Consider the following 13,675-nt stretch of genomic DNA (forward strand, 5'->3'; position numbering starts at 1 on the left):
TCAGAAAATCCAGCAGGTCATGGAATTCCCGCAAGCCGAACCGCAGCACGGCTTCGCGCTCAAGCTGATGGAATTGCTGGTCATCCCCACCTTCGTGATCGATGCCAGCGGCAAAGTGCTGATCTGGAACCGCGCCTGCGAACGGTTGACGGGCGTGCCGGCCTACGAAGTGCTGGGCACGGCCGACCACTGGCGCAGTTTCTACAGCGAGCGCCGGCCGACGCTGGCGGACCTGGTGATCCAGGGCCGCACCGGCGAAGTGCGCTCACTGTATGACCAGCACGCCCACCGCAGCGACGGCGGCGACAACCTGTGCGCGGAAAACTGGTGCGAGATGCCGCGCGTGGGCAAGCGCCGCTACCTGGCCGTGGACGCCAGCCCCATCTACGACGCCGAAGGCCGGCTGGTGGCGGTGGTCGAAACGCTGCGCGACATGACGGATGAAAAACGGGCCCAGGTAGCCCTGGAACAACTGGCCACACGCGATGGCCTGACCAGCCTGGCCAACCGCCGCTGTTTCGACGACACCCTGGCGGCCGAGTGGCAGCGGGCGTTGCGCCAGCAGCAGCCGCTGTCGCTGCTGATGGTCGATGTCGACAACTTCAAGCAGTACAACGATGCCTACGGCCACCTGGGCGGCGACGAATGCCTGCAACGCATCGCCAACGCCGTGGCCAGCGAAATGCGGGCCAACGACCTCGTGGCCCGCTACGGCGGCGAGGAATTCGCCGTGATCTTGCCCAACCAGGCGCTGAAGGGCGCGGCCATCGTTGCCGAGCGCATCCGCTGCCGGGTCGAGCAATTGCACTTGCCCAACCTTGGCAGCGATGCCCACGTGGTGACGGTCAGCATCGGCGCGGCCACCGCCCTGCCCTCCGTGGACACCGATCCCAGCCAGTTAGTGGCGACGGCCGACTCGGCGCTGTACCGCGCCAAGCACATGGGCCGTAACCGCATCAGCCTGCCGTTGCAGGAGCTGGATCAAGCCGCGAACCGGGCCTGATCAGCCGGATGGATGGGTAGTCTTCCTTGTGTCGGGCGGCGGCAACCCGGGTGCGGCGCCACCGTCCGATGTGGCGCCGTATTCAGAACTCGCCGCGCGCGCCGCGTTCCAGCATCTTGTCGATGGTGGCCCGCATCTTGAGCGCCGACTCCCGCAGGTCCGGCGGCAGCTTGCGTCCCATGTGGATCAGCATGTCCATATTGAGGGTGTACAGCCACAGCCCGTCTTCCTTTTCCAGCAAGGTGATGCGGCAAGGCAGATAGGCGGCCATATGGGGGCTGAAGTCCACCATCTTGCGGGCGATCTCGGGACTGCAATACGAGTAGACCTTGAGGAAGCGCTGCGGCTGGCCCGTGCGGGCCCGCAACTCTTCCGACAGCGGCAACACGCCGACCTGCTTGACGCCATCCTCCAGCGCCACGCTCGCCAGCGCGTCTTCCACATCCTGCACCGAGACGCCCGGCCGCACCTTGCGCTCCCAGGTGGTGGCGGCGGCGATATCGCCATCCGCTTCGATCCAGCGATCCCAGATCTTCGACGCCTGCGCTCCGGCGCCGTCCTCCAGCTTGCCCATGGTGCGCAACGTGCCGCAACCCGCCAGGCCGGCACACAGTACGACCACCGTCAGTAACGAAAACCCCCGCACAGCTCCTCCGACTCAAACACAAAAGGGTGATACTAAAGCACTTGCGGCACTCAGGAGAAGACCTGCCGGCCGTTCTCTGCGATCGGCCGCCACGGCGCGATGCTGAACGCGGCCGGTCCCATGGTCCCGGCTGACCTTCAACCGGGACAAAGACCGCCCATGTTCCGAACCGTGCGGGGCGTGATCAGCCAAACGGATTGGCGACCGTCTTCACGTCCGGTGGCGGCAAGGTAGAGGGCAAATCCTGCGCCTCCAGCCGGGCCACCACGTCGGTCAGCACCTTGAGCAAGGCGCGCGCATCGCGCAGGCCGGCCTGGTCGGCCGTCAGGTCGACATCACCACTCAGGGTGATACGGTCCAACCGGTTTTCGATGCTCAGGTGGCCGATGTGCAGCACGTCGGCTTCATTGGCGTAAGGGACAAATTTCGTCATCACAAGCTCCAGTCGTCACGTTTATCTTTGCGCGGCTTCACCTTGGGCAGGCGCAGCATCCGCTCCTTCTCGCTGGCCGACAGCGACGGCAGCAAGTTGATCCCCACCCGACGCTCCAGTTCCGCGATACTCAGCGTCTCATACTCGCTGGTGGATGCGTTGGCGATGAAATAAGCCGCCCCGGCGCGCTGGCGCGGGCTGTAGACCAGCTTGTACAAGTGGCTGGGCACGAGTACGTTGCCGATCTTTTGCAGGTTACCACCGAGGAAGGCCGGGCCCGTGATCACGTACAGGTCGCCCTCCTTCTTCGCCATCTTGCGCACCGCGCCTTCGATGCCGGCCCACACATGACGGTTATTGTCGCCGTTTTGCGGCACCATGTTGGCCAGCGTGAAGCTTTCATGCTGGGTCTCGCGGTCCGGCATGTCGCCGTTGGGCGACATGTGGCCACGGTCGAACCCGCTGCGCGCGTAGTCGGACAGCTCGGCCCGCTGACCGGCCGGCAGTTGCGTCTCCGCATGGAACGAGTTTTCGCGCGACAGGCTTTGGGCGGCCGAGATGTTGTCGGCGGTCAAATGCTCAGCCGACCACAGCGGCGTGCGTGTGAGGCCGGAATGCATGACGCCAAACACGCCGTAGCACAACTCACGCGTGGCCGTGCTCATCTTCTCGTTGCGGATTTCGGGCATACGGCCATCGACGTAGTGGGCCGGGCAGGCCCCGGCCAATGCCAGACTGGAGACAAGGGAACCGCACGCAAAAACGGCGGCGGCCAGGGTTTTCTGGAGCAAACTGGGGTGATGCATGGTTCCTTCTTGAAAGTGCGAAAAAGTTCAGTGCCGCACTCTATCAGACTGTCGCCATTTGCAACAAACGCCTGGCGTGCGCGGCCAGTTCCGTGCGCAAGCGGGGTGGATCGAGGATCTCGACCTCGAACGGTACGGAAGCCAACTGGCGCGCCAGCCAGGCCAGGTCGTCGGACTGGTTGTGCAGCAGCACGCCGCCGGCGCACTGCTCAAACACGCCGATGGTTTCCATCAACGCCCGCCTTGCCGTCCCGATATCGGTCTTCAACAGCACCGTGGCCGGGAATGCGCGCGGCAGCGATGCGACAGATAGCCGCAGGTGGGCCAGCGCATCAAAACCGGTTGGCCGGACGAAGTTGCCCGGCACAGGCCTGGCATCGATAATGCGGTCCAGCCTGAACGTGCGCATGTCGCTGCGCAAGTGGCACCACCCCACGGCATACCAGTTGCCAAGGTAATACGCGAGGCCATACGCATCGACGTCACGTGCCGTGTCCTCGCCGCCGGCCCGGTAGCGCACATGCACGCGCTGGCCACGCTGGGCCGCGGCGCTCAGCACCACCAACGCATCGTTATCGCGCGGCGCGCTGCCGGCCGCCAGATCCAGCCGTACCGTCTCATCCAGTGCGCTCACCCGTTGCTTGAGCCCGTCGGGCATGATGCGCGCCAATTTGGCCTGGGCGCTGGCCACGGCCGGCGCGGCCTCGGCCAAACCGAGGCTGCGGGCCGCCAGCAAGCCCAACGACAGGGCCAGCGCCTCGTCATCCGTGAACATCATGGGCGGCAACTTGAAACCAGCCATCAAGGCATAGCCGCCGTGGCGGCCACGCTCGCTCGTGATCGGGATGCCTATCTGTTCCAGCATCACGATGTAGCGGCGCAGCGTGCGGCCGTCCACCTCAAGCCGGCGCGCCATCTCGGCGCCGCTGATCCGGCCGTGGCTTTGCAGCAGTTCCAGTACTGCCAATACGCGGGTGGTGGGATGGTACATCTCGCAACGATAGCAGATTATCAGGGCGGAATCTGCCCTATATACGGATTACATTAGTCCATCGCCGTTGCGAACGGCTCATCTCAGGAGCGGGAAAATGTCGCAAACCAATACTCTATGGCTGTATTTTCTGGTGGTCTTCGGCGTGGTGCTGCTGCCGGGACTGGACATGGCGTTCGTCATGGGCAGTTCCCTGCTGGGAGGCAGGCGCAGCGGCATGGCGGCCGTGGGCGGCATCATCGCCGGCGGATTCTGCCACTTGTGCATGGGCGCGCTGGGCGTGGCCGTGGTCCTGCAATGGTGGCCGGGCCTGTTCCGCGCCATGCTGCTGGGCGGCGCGCTGTATATCGCCTGGCTGGGCTGGACCTTGTTGGGCGCCAACAGCGTCCTGTTGCCCACGCCTGAACAGCAGCGCGCGTCGGAAAGCATGATTTTCCGGCGCGCCATGATCACCAGCTTACTCAATCCCAAGGCCTACCTGTTCATGCTGGCCATCTTCCCCCAGTTCCTGCGACCCGGGCAAGGGCCGCTGTGGGTGCAATCGGGCGTGCTGGGCGCGATCACGGCGTTGACCCAGGCGGCCGTGTATGGCGCCCTCGCCTTCGCGGCCAGCGGCGCCAGCGGCTGGTTCGAACGTCATCCGGGCGCGGCGGTGGTGGTGGCCCGCGTCATGGGCATGCTGCTGCTGGCCACCGCCTTGCTGAGTGCTTACCAGGCGTGGCGCATGGTTTGAGCGCCTCGCATTGCCAATAAAAAAGGGCCGGACGCGAAGATTCGCGACCGGCCCAACTTTTTTTATTATTGGGAGTGCAGGTGACTCCGGCCACGGTAACCGGGTCAGCCTTTGTTTTTCTTGTTATTCGATACCAGGCTTTCCTAGTTGCAATCAAGAAAGCCATATTGGCGGTATGGCAAGACAGTAGCGTTCAGTGTAGCGCGCTTTCGGCCGGAACTGTCACGAAATCTCTCGGTTTGTTCCAAACAACAACAGTCGGCCAGACAAAAGGCGACCACCGCCCCAAAAATAATCAGCAATCTTGCCAGTGGCGTAACGGCAAGAAAAGAGGATAATGCGGGCACCCCCACTTTATTGACGAGAAGCGGACTACCATGAAACACAACTATATCAACGACGCATGGGTCGAAGGAGCGAGCTCTGCTGCCAACATCAATCCCTCCAACACGGACGACGTGATTGGCCACTACGCCCAGGCCGATGCGCAACAGGCGCAACTGGCGATCGCGGCAGCGGCCGCCGCCGCGCCGGGCTGGGCCTTGTCCAACGTCCAACTGCGCGCCGACGCGCTCGACAAGATCGGTAGCGAAATCCTGGCCCGCAAGGAAGAGCTGGGCACCCTGCTGTCGCGCGAGGAAGGCAAGACCAAGCCCGAAGGCATAGGCGAAGCGGCCCGCGCCGGCGCCATTTTCAAATTCTTTGCCCAGGAATGCCTGCGCTTGCGCGGCGACAAGCTGCCGTCCGTGCGCCCCAACCTGGACGTGGAAATCACGCGTGAGCCGGTCGGTGTGGTCGGCATCATCGCGCCCTGGAACTTCCCGATCGCCATCCCGGCCTGGAAAATCGCCCCGGCCCTGGCCTATGGCAACTGCGTGCTGCTCAAGCCGGCCGAACTGGTGCCGGGCAGTGCTTGGGCGCTGGCCGAGATCATCAGCCGCGCCGGCCTGCCGCCGGGCGTGTTCAACCTCGTGATGGGACGCGGCAGCGTGGTCGGCCAGGCCTTCCTGAATGACCGCCGCGTGAACGCGATCAGCTTCACCGGCTCCGTGGCCACCGGTGGCAAAGTCGCGCAGGCGGCCATGACGCGCATGGCCAAGGTGCAGATCGAGATGGGCGGCAAGAATCCGCTGGTGGTGCTGAATGATGCCGACCTGGCCACGGCCGTCAACTGCGCCGTGCAAGGGTCGTTCTACTCGACCGGCCAGCGTTGCACCGCGTCGAGCCGCCTGATCGTGGAAAAAGGCATCTACCCTGCCTTCGTGGCCGCGGTGAAGGAAAAACTGGCCGCGCTGACCATCGGCGACGCGCTGGCGGCCGGCACCGACATCGGTCCCGTGGTGGACGCCAGCCAGCTGGAACAAGACCTGGAGTACATCCGCATCGGCCAGGATGAAGGCGCCACGCTGGCCTTCGGCGGCGAACGCGTGTCCTGCGCCACGCCCGGCTTCTTCCTGCGTCCCGCGCTGTTCACCGATTGCAGCAACGACATGCGCATCAGCCGCGAGGAAATCTTCGGCCCGGTGGCCAGTGTGATCCCTGCCGACAGCTATGAACACGCGCTGGCCCTCGCCAACGACACGGAATTCGGCCTGTCGAGCGGCATCTGCACCACCTCGCTCAAGCACGCGACCCACTTCAAGCGACACGCGCAAGCCGGCATGGTGATGCTGAACGTGCCGACGGCAGGCGTGGACTACCACGTGCCGTTCGGCGGCACCAAGGGTTCCAGCTACGGTTCGCGCGAACAGGGCACGTACGCCGCCGAGTTCTTCACCACCGTGAAAACGACCTACTGCGGCGTTTGAGAGCAATCGGTCGTCAGCAGGGTCAGCCCCCAGGGTCTGCCCCTGGCGACCGCGCCGGCGTCAGCGTAGCCGCGCGTCGAGTGCCTCCAGCACCCCCTTGCGTTTCTTGTGCCGCGCCTCGTGCGTGCGCACGCGCCGCAGCTCGGACGGCGATAAGCCGTCGAGCTGCCGCTGCACCTGCTCGGCCGTCAGTTCCTCGTAATTGACGATGGGCAGGCTGCGCTCGGGCGCCGTCGCGCGGTGGGCCTGCTCGGCCTCCGTTTCGCCGGACGCGGCGCGCTGCTTGTTGACGATGCGGGCCGCCACTTCCTCCTCACGGCCCGGGTAACGGCCTTCCTGCTGGAACTTGTGTTCCAGCTCCTTGTATTCGCGCTCCCGCTTGGCATTCGCTCCTTTGGGCATGACGCACCTCCCTCGCAATCGACCGGGAAGCCACCATGCTAAGCGATCGTCACGCGCGCCGGCGCACCGCAGGGCGCGCCGGCGCGGGTAGCTCAGCCGGTCAAATCACAGCTGGTCGATCCAGGCGGCCAGTTGCGGCGCGCCGAAGGTGGGGTCGGCCGCGACGATCTGGCAGCGCAGCACGGCGCCATCGGCCGAGAGCTGCATGGCGTGACCACGGCGGCCCAGCCACAGCAGGCAAGCCAGCCACGCGGCGTGGGTGGCCGACGGCGCGGCTTGGGTCGGCAGCGACAGGAATTCCATCAGCGTGGCCGGCTGCACGAACATGCCGCGCGACGGGCCGGTCGCCTCGAAGGTGGGACCGAAGAATTCCGCCAGCAGCAGCAGGACCTGCTCCGGCTCGTTGCTCGGGCAGCGTTGCTCGATGCGGGCCAGCTGGACACGCACGGCATCGCCCAGTGTGGCGCAACGCATCACTTCCGATCCCGTCAGGTCGGAGAAATCGAACATCAGCCAGTCCGGCTCCATCCCTTCAAGGCCCGCGCACATGGCGGCTGCCAGGCTCGCTTCCACGGCCACGTGGGCGCCCCGGTCGCTCAGGCCGGCGCACAGCGTGTACAGCATGGCGACCCGGTTGGCCAGCGTCTGCCGCTGCCGCACCAGCAGCTTTTCCCGCAGCAGCTGGTTGTGGTCCTTGCGCAGCTGGGCCATGTCCAGCGCCTGCTTGAGTTCCATGCGCAGCGCGGAAATATCCCACGGCTTCTGGATGTAGCGGTGGATCTGGCCCTGGTTGACGGCTTCGACCGTCTGTTCCAGCTCGGAATACGCGGTGGTCAGGATGCGCACCACATGGGGATGCTTGTCCCAGGCGTAGAACAGCAATTCATTACCGTTGGCGCCGGGCATGCGCTGATCGGATACCAGCACGGCCAGCGTGTCCGAATGCGCATCGAGCAACCGCTTGCCCTCCTCGACCGACTCGGCCGTGATGACGTTGGCCAGCGCGCCCAGGGCACGCTGGAAATATTTGAGGGCGGTCGCTTCATCGTCGACATACAGAATGGTCGGTGCCTGCGCTGCGGGATCGCTCATACAAGTTCCTTTTCGATTGCTGGGAAATTCAAAGTGACGGTGGTGTAGCGTCCTGGTTTCGATTGCACCATGATATTGCCGCCGAACGATTGCATGATGCGCTGGCAGAATATCAAACCCCAGCCATTGCCGCCATTGTGGGCATGGGTGGTGACGGGATCGACCAGCAGCCTCGCCAGGATATCGGGTGGGATGCCGGGGCCGTTGTCGCTGATGCTGATCTGCGGCGTCCCATCGACCAGCACCGTGAAGCGCAGCGCCGCGTCGGGCTGGCGATCGAGCGCGCGCAGGGCGTTGCTCATGATGGACGACAGCACCAGCGCCACGCAATTGGGCAGCGCCATGACGTTGAAGTCCTGCTGCACATCGGTGCGTATCATCTGGCGCTGCGACGTCGTGAGCGGATAGGCGTCGAGCAGCGTCGACAACAACTGCGCCGCGCTCTGTCCGCTGCGTGGCGCCGCCTCGGGCAGCGAGCCATTGGCCAGCTTGACCGATTCGACAAAGCTGCTGAGCACGGACAGGCAATAGCGGGCGTTATCCTGCATCAGCGCGGCCGCCTGGCCGATTTCCTCCAGTTGCTGGGCCGGGTCGCCGCCCGCCGCGCGGCGCGCGATGCCGCGGGCGAAATTGCCGATGGTGGCCAGCGGCGTATTGAGCTCGTGCGCCAGGAAGGCCAGGGTTTCCTCGATGGCCAGCAGGTTGTCGCGCCGAGACTGCCGTTCGCGCGCGCGCTCGCTGGCCTGGCGCAAGGCCAGCCGCAACTGGTACAGGTCGAGCGGCTTTTCCAGCACGCGGAACACTTCGGCGCCATTGATGCTGTCGAGCAGTACTTCCTTGTCCGCGTAGGCGGTTACCATCAGGCACACCATGTGCGGGAAATGCTGGTTCACGTAGCGCAGCAAAATGCTGCCGACCCGGCCCGGCATGCGGTAATCCGTCACCAGCACACCGATGCCATGGCCGGGCGTGGACAGAATGGCCATGGCCTGGTCGACGCCGCCGGCCGTCACCACCTCGTAGTCGTCGGCCATGGCGCGTTCGAAATACTTACAGGCCAGTTCCTCGTCGTCCACGTACAGGATGGCGGCGGCCGGATGGGTCGCGGGGCGCATCATCGTTTCTCCGTTTCCGCGCGCGGCAGGTCAAAGATCATCTTGGTCCACTCGCCCACCACGCTTTCGGCCAGCAGCACGCCGCCATGGCGTTCGATCACACGGTAGCTGATGCTCAGGCCCAGGCCCAGGCCCTGCCCCACTTCGCGCGTGGTGAAGAACGGCTCGAACACGCGCGCCAGTTGTTCGTCCGGGATGCCGGGGCCATTGTCGCGCACGGTCACCAGCAAGCGCTGGCCTTCCCACACGGCCGTGATGGTCAATTCGTGCGGACGCTTGCCCGCCTTGCGCATGGCCAGCACGGCATTGCTGAACAGGTTGATCAGCACGCCGATAATGGCCGCCTCGTCGCCGCGCACCAGGGTGTCGGGCGGCAGCTCACGCACCACCTTGACATCCTTGAGCTCGTGGCCGATCAAGCGGATCGCCGCGCCCAGGGCCCGTTCGAACAGGAAATGGGCGCTCAGCAGATTGTCGCCGTTCTTGCGGTAAGCGAACGTCTTCAGGTCCGACACGATGTGCTGCACGCGCTGCATGCCCTGCTTGGCGTCGGCCAGGCATTCGGTCAGCAGCGGGCTGCTGCGGGAGACCGGGTCCTCGGCCGCCAGGTCGATCGCCATCAGGCAGAAGTTGACCGGGTTGTTCACTTCATGCATCAGGCCGGCCGCCAGCGTGCCGAGCGCCGCCATTTTTTCCTGTTGCAGCATCTGGCCCTTGATCTCGGCCAGGCTCTTGTTGGTCAGTTCCAGTTCGCGGTTCTTCTCCGCCACCTGGGCCTTGAGCTTGAACAGCAGGTAGCGCGCACGCTCGTTGTAGACCGTGAACACGGCGCTGATGGTGGCCGACATCAGCAGGAACATGGAATTGACGACGAACGGCCCATGCAGTTCGAAGCTGACGGGATGGCGCGCGCAGGCGGCCGCGTACAGCAGGTAGCTGACGCCGCCGAACACGATGTTCTGCCACAGCCCGAACGCCAGCACGATGCCCGAGGAGTAGATGGCCAGCGTCAGCCCGGCGTAGTAAATCGACGCCGCGCCCTCGGTGGCGGCGATCATGGCGGCGATCATGATCTGCGGCACCAGCAGCCAGCCGAAGGTGAGCCACTGGATATTGTGCTTGCCCCAGTCGGTGCGCATGCCGCACAGCACGGCGGCCATCAGCGCGGACGCCAGCAGGCGCCAGCCCGCGAACGTGGCTTGCCATTCCGGATACATGGCGTGGTCGAGGCCCACGCCCAGCAACACCAGCACGATGCCCGTGCGCAGGCCGGCCCGGCTGAACTCCAGCCGGAAATGGCGCAAGGCCGTCTCGTAGCTCTCCTCGGGCGCCAGCACCACACCGTCCGGCAGACGGGCCGTCATGCGATGCGCACTTCCGCGAACAGGTTGACGCCGGTGGCGTCCACGTAGATCTTGCGTTCGCGCGATTGAGGAGGCAGCAGCTTTTCCAGGCCCGCTTCGTCGCGGTAGATCAGATGCCATTCCAGCAGATGCTCCATGCCGAACTTGCCGGGGTTATCGGAGTGCACATTGGTCACCAGCAGCTTGCCGCCGGGCCGCAGGCGGCTGGCGAAGTGCGCCATCAGGCGGGCGCAGACCTTGTCGGACAGGTAGTCGAACAGGCCGGCGCAGTAGACGGCGTCGAATTCGCAGGTGCGCTCGGTGGTCGGGCCGGCCCGGCGCTTAAGCAGGTTGTGCACCGAATCCTGCACGTAGTTGATCTCCACCGGCCGCGCGCTGCGGGCCGCCCTCTTGGAGAGCTGGCCGCGCGTCCAGTCCAGCGTCTCGGCACTGAAATCGAGCAGTTCGAATTGCAGCAGGTGCGGCTCCGGATAGCTGTCAAGGAAGCGCTGGATCTCCACGGCCGGGCCGCAACCGATGTTGAGGATGCGTATCGGACGTCCCAGCTGGCGCGCCTCGTCCGCCAGGCCCTTCAGGAAGTCGACCAGGATATCGATGCGGTTGCGGTGCGCAGCCGCCACGGCCGCTTGCAGGAAGGCCGTGTTGACGATCTGGAAATAGGTATTCGGGCCCTGGCGCGGATCGTCGAGGATCTGGTTCACCATCTGGTAGTCGCCCGCATAACCAAGCGGCTTGGTGTAGGTGCGGAACACGAACGGCGCGCGCAGGATCAGCGGATGCAAGGCCGACTGGCAGAACGCGCGGTGGGCCGGCGCCAATTCCGGCTCGATAATGGCAGCCTCGTTCTCCAGCCGCTCCAGGTAGGACAGCGTCTTGTCCATGAACGGGCTGGCCAGCTCGTAGAACAGGTCCTCGCGCAGCATGCCGTCCACCTTGGGCAGGTTGCCGGCCAGGTCCACCTGGTCCACCCAGCGCGACACGTCCGACAGGAAGGCGCGCATTTCGTTGACCACGGCCTGGTAGTCACGGCCGATGCGGTAGCGGTCGCTCCACTCGCGCACGAAGCCGGCCGCCTCCGCGCCCACGGCGCCCGGCACCAGCGTCAGGTCGCCCAGCTCGCACCACTCGTCCACCAGCGTCAGCGACACCACAGCCGTCAGGCCCGTGTTGACCACGCTGACCACCAGCGCCCGCCCGCAGTACGCGACCCGGGTGCCGATGCGCACGGTGAGCTCGGACAGCACTTCACTTACTTGCATGATGAAATCTGGATTGTAGATTTCCATCACCAGCGCCATGCGCTGCACGTTGATCAGGGTGCCCCGCACGGCCTCGCCGTGCGCATTGCGGAAACTGACCAAAGGATCGATTTGCGATTGTGAATACACGGTTCGGCGTCTTCAAATGGCCGGCGGGCCGCAATGGCATACCGGTGGGGTTAAAGCCAGGCCGGCACCGGCAACGCCACCGGCCACCCGCCGCTCTTTTGTGTCACTGGTTTGTGTCACTTGTTTCACGCATCCTGGGCATGCATTGCCATGCAATGCGCGTCGAGTGTACATGCCAGTGAAATAATCAGCAACATTTCATTCTCGCCAGACATGTTGTATTTCTATCTTTTAGTGCGGCAATTCTAATAAGAAATATTTCTCGATTAACAAAGCGGTCGCTGCTACACTGCCCGCAACCCGGAGGAGACGCCGGGCCCGATCAACCGACCCCGGACGCGCGATCGCAATGCGCGCCAGGCACTGAGAAAAAGAAGACGGCCTATGACACTCGCAAACCCACTCGCCAACATCAAGATCGGCCACCGGCTGACGATCGCCTTTTCCCTCACCGCAGTCATGCTGGCCGTGGTGGTCACCCTGGGCGCCTCGGCGCTGCGTTCGACCGCGTCGGAGATTGACCGCGCGGCCGACGAACGCCAGCAGCAGATCGCCCTGCTCCAGCATGCCAAGGACGACGCGGCCGGCAAGGCGCGCGCGCTGGACCAACTGCTGCAAGCCGACACCACCAGCCAGCAAGCCGTGGCCGCGCGCGACGCCGCGCACAGCGCGCGCCTGGCCAGCACCGTGATGATCGTGCTGGGCGTGGCCGGCGGCATCCTGAGCCTGCTGACGGCGTGGATCATCACGCGCGGCATCGTGGGGCCGATCAACCATGCCGTCAAGGTGGCGCGCACGGTGGCCGGCGGCGATCTCAGCTCGCATATTGAAATCCGCAGCACCGACGAGATCGGCCAGTTGTCGGCCGCCCTCAAGGAGATGAACGCGAGCCTGATCGGCATCGTGCGCGAAGTGCGCGGCGGCACGGACGACATCGCCACCGCCTCGGCCGAAATCGCGGCCGGCAACCTCGACCTGTCGGAACGCACGGAGCGCCAGGCCGGCGCGCTGGAGGAGACGGCATCGGCCATGGAGCAACTGACCTCCACCGTCAAGCGCAACGCCGACCACGCCCAGCAGGCCAACACGCTGGCCCGCTCGGCCTCGGACGTGGCCGGCCAGGGCGGCGCCGTGGTGGCGCAGGTGGTCGACACCATGGCCTCCATCAATGCCTCGGCGCGCAAGATCGTGGACATCATCGCCGTGATCGACAGCATCGCCTTCCAGACCAATATCCTGGCCCTGAACGCCGCTGTGGAAGCGGCCCGCGCGGGCGAACAGGGGCGCGGTTTCGCCGTGGTGGCCAACGAGGTGCGCAACCTGGCGCAACGCTCGGCGGCGGCGGCGCGCGAAATCAAGGCCCTGATCGGCGACTCCGTGGACCAGGTGGACGCGGGCGCCCGTCTGGTCGATGCGGCCGGCCACACCATGGGCGAAATCGTGGCCAGCGTGCGCAGCGTGACCGACATCATGGCCGACATCGCCAGCGGCAGCCGCGAACAACTGGCCGGCATCGAACATATCAACGCCGCCGTGAGCCAGATGGACCAGGGCACGCAGCAGAACGCGGCCCTGGTGGAACAAGCCTCGGCGGCGGCGGCCTCGATGCAGGAACGGGCGCGCCAGTTGTCGCATGCCGTCGACCAGTTCCGGCTGGACGGCGCCGACGCCCGCCAGCGCACCAAGGCTAATCGAATGGCCAGCCCGGGGGGCGGCGCCACGGCAAGTGTCGCGGCCAGTGCCGCAACCAACGTCGCTGCCATGGACCGCAAGCGCCCCAAGCGCATCCCCGCACCCGTGCCCGCGGCGCCGCACGTGCCGGGCCAGGCGACGCGCAAAGTCGCCAACGGCGCCGATGAGGACCAGTGGATGGAGTTCTAAGCTACCCCGGCGG

The 13,675-nt window shown here is 65.3% G+C and carries 13 protein-coding genes; 4 read left to right on the top strand and 9 right to left on the bottom strand.

Annotated elements, in window-relative coordinates:
- Window positions 1–19: 19 nt before the first annotated feature.
- The gene (locus H3H37_RS14710; RefSeq protein ID WP_375540003.1) at window positions 20–1,003 is read left to right on the top strand and encodes a sensor domain-containing diguanylate cyclase; all 984 of its coding nucleotides are present in this window, start codon (window positions 20–22) and stop codon (window positions 1,001–1,003) included.
- A gap of 82 nt (window positions 1,004–1,085) precedes the next feature.
- Here the strand turns inward: H3H37_RS14710 and H3H37_RS14715 are convergent, their stop codons facing one another.
- The 4 genes from H3H37_RS14715 to H3H37_RS14730 all read right to left on the bottom strand — a co-directional run bounded on the left by H3H37_RS14715 (window position 1,086) and on the right by H3H37_RS14730 (window position 3,879).
- A complete protein-coding gene (locus H3H37_RS14715; protein ID WP_311197506.1) occupies window positions 1,086–1,625 on the bottom strand; it encodes a DUF302 domain-containing protein in 540 nt (179 codons plus the stop codon).
- A 208-nt stretch (window positions 1,626–1,833) separates the two neighbouring features.
- Complete coding sequence (locus H3H37_RS14720; protein WP_182163758.1) at window positions 1,834–2,082, bottom strand: hypothetical protein; 249 nt, start codon at window positions 2,080–2,082, stop codon at window positions 1,834–1,836.
- The gene (locus tag H3H37_RS14725; RefSeq protein WP_182163760.1) at window positions 2,082–2,888 is read right to left on the bottom strand and encodes a DNA/RNA non-specific endonuclease; all 807 of its coding nucleotides are present in this window, start codon (window positions 2,886–2,888) and stop codon (window positions 2,082–2,084) included. Before H3H37_RS14725 ends, H3H37_RS14720 begins: the two co-directional genes overlap by 1 nt.
- Window positions 2,889–2,931: 43 nt before the next feature.
- On the bottom strand, window positions 2,932–3,879 hold the full coding sequence (locus H3H37_RS14730; RefSeq protein WP_182163762.1) for a helix-turn-helix transcriptional regulator: 948 nt from the start codon (window positions 3,877–3,879) through the stop codon (window positions 2,932–2,934).
- A gap of 97 nt (window positions 3,880–3,976) precedes the next feature.
- Here H3H37_RS14730 and H3H37_RS14735 point away from each other — a divergent pair, with 97 nt between their 5' ends.
- Together H3H37_RS14735 and H3H37_RS14740 are read left to right on the top strand one after the other, a co-directional pair.
- Complete coding sequence (locus H3H37_RS14735) at window positions 3,977–4,612, top strand: LysE family translocator (RefSeq protein ID WP_182163764.1); 636 nt, start codon at window positions 3,977–3,979, stop codon at window positions 4,610–4,612.
- Between the two features lie 377 nt (window positions 4,613–4,989).
- Window positions 4,990–6,420, top strand: coding sequence for an aldehyde dehydrogenase family protein (locus H3H37_RS14740; protein WP_182163766.1), 1,431 nt, complete (start codon window positions 4,990–4,992; stop codon window positions 6,418–6,420).
- Window positions 6,421–6,480: 60 nt separating this feature from the next.
- Here the strand turns inward: H3H37_RS14740 and H3H37_RS14745 are convergent, their stop codons facing one another.
- From H3H37_RS14745 to H3H37_RS14765, 5 genes are all read right to left on the bottom strand, one after another.
- Window positions 6,481–6,822 carry a hypothetical protein gene (locus H3H37_RS14745; protein WP_182163768.1) on the bottom strand — a complete coding sequence of 114 codons (342 nt, stop codon included), beginning with the start codon at window positions 6,820–6,822 and terminating at the stop codon, window positions 6,481–6,483.
- 105 nt (window positions 6,823–6,927) lie between these two features.
- The gene (locus tag H3H37_RS14750; protein WP_182163770.1) at window positions 6,928–7,914 is read right to left on the bottom strand and encodes a response regulator; all 987 of its coding nucleotides are present in this window, start codon (window positions 7,912–7,914) and stop codon (window positions 6,928–6,930) included.
- Window positions 7,911–9,032 carry a hybrid sensor histidine kinase/response regulator gene (locus H3H37_RS14755; RefSeq protein ID WP_229218848.1) on the bottom strand — a complete coding sequence of 374 codons (1,122 nt, stop codon included), beginning with the start codon at window positions 9,030–9,032 and terminating at the stop codon, window positions 7,911–7,913. Before H3H37_RS14755 ends, H3H37_RS14750 begins: the two co-directional genes overlap by 4 nt.
- A complete protein-coding gene (locus tag H3H37_RS14760) occupies window positions 9,029–10,393 on the bottom strand; it encodes a sensor histidine kinase (protein ID WP_182163772.1) in 1,365 nt (454 codons plus the stop codon). Before H3H37_RS14760 ends, H3H37_RS14755 begins: the two co-directional genes overlap by 4 nt.
- Entirely contained in the window at window positions 10,390–11,781 is a 1,392-nt protein-coding gene (locus tag H3H37_RS14765) for a class I SAM-dependent methyltransferase (RefSeq protein ID WP_182163774.1), read from the bottom strand. Before H3H37_RS14765 ends, H3H37_RS14760 begins: the two co-directional genes overlap by 4 nt.
- 384 nt (window positions 11,782–12,165) lie before the next feature.
- On the opposite strand from H3H37_RS14765, the gene H3H37_RS14770 reads away from it, so the two are divergent.
- Window positions 12,166–13,662: a methyl-accepting chemotaxis protein gene (locus H3H37_RS14770; protein WP_182163776.1), complete on the top strand. Its 1,497-nt coding sequence runs from the start codon at window positions 12,166–12,168 to the stop codon at window positions 13,660–13,662.
- The last annotated feature ends 13 nt before the right edge of the window (window positions 13,663–13,675 follow it).

Origin of the sequence: Rugamonas brunnea, assembly GCF_014042345.1 — a bacterium.
GTDB classification, from domain to species: Bacteria; Pseudomonadota; Gammaproteobacteria; order Burkholderiales; family Burkholderiaceae_D; genus Rugamonas; species Rugamonas brunnea.

Bases quoted from the DNA above. Each gene is read 5' to 3' on its own strand.
- H3H37_RS14710 (WP_375540003.1), top strand. From the start codon at position 20: ATGGAATTCCCGCAAGCCGAACCGCAGCACGGCTTCGCGCTCAAGCTG.
- H3H37_RS14735 (WP_182163764.1), top strand. From the start codon at position 3,977: ATGTCGCAAACCAATACTCTATGGCTGTATTTTCTGGTGGTCTTCGGC.
- H3H37_RS14720 (WP_182163758.1), bottom strand. From the start codon at position 2,082: ATGACGAAATTTGTCCCTTACGCCAATGAAGCCGACGTGCTGCACATC.
- H3H37_RS14730 (WP_182163762.1), bottom strand. From the start codon at position 3,879: ATGTACCATCCCACCACCCGCGTATTGGCAGTACTGGAACTGCTGCAA.
- H3H37_RS14725 (WP_182163760.1), bottom strand. From the start codon at position 2,888: ATGCATCACCCCAGTTTGCTCCAGAAAACCCTGGCCGCCGCCGTTTTT.
- H3H37_RS14745 (WP_182163768.1), bottom strand. From the start codon at position 6,822: ATGCCCAAAGGAGCGAATGCCAAGCGGGAGCGCGAATACAAGGAGCTG.
- H3H37_RS14760 (WP_182163772.1), bottom strand. From the start codon at position 10,393: ATGACGGCCCGTCTGCCGGACGGTGTGGTGCTGGCGCCCGAGGAGAGC.
- H3H37_RS14750 (WP_182163770.1), bottom strand. From the start codon at position 7,914: ATGAGCGATCCCGCAGCGCAGGCACCGACCATTCTGTATGTCGACGAT.
- H3H37_RS14755 (WP_229218848.1), bottom strand. From the start codon at position 9,032: ATGATGCGCCCCGCGACCCATCCGGCCGCCGCCATCCTGTACGTGGAC.
- H3H37_RS14740 (WP_182163766.1), top strand. From the start codon at position 4,990: ATGAAACACAACTATATCAACGACGCATGGGTCGAAGGAGCGAGCTCT.
- H3H37_RS14770 (WP_182163776.1), top strand. From the start codon at position 12,166: ATGACACTCGCAAACCCACTCGCCAACATCAAGATCGGCCACCGGCTG.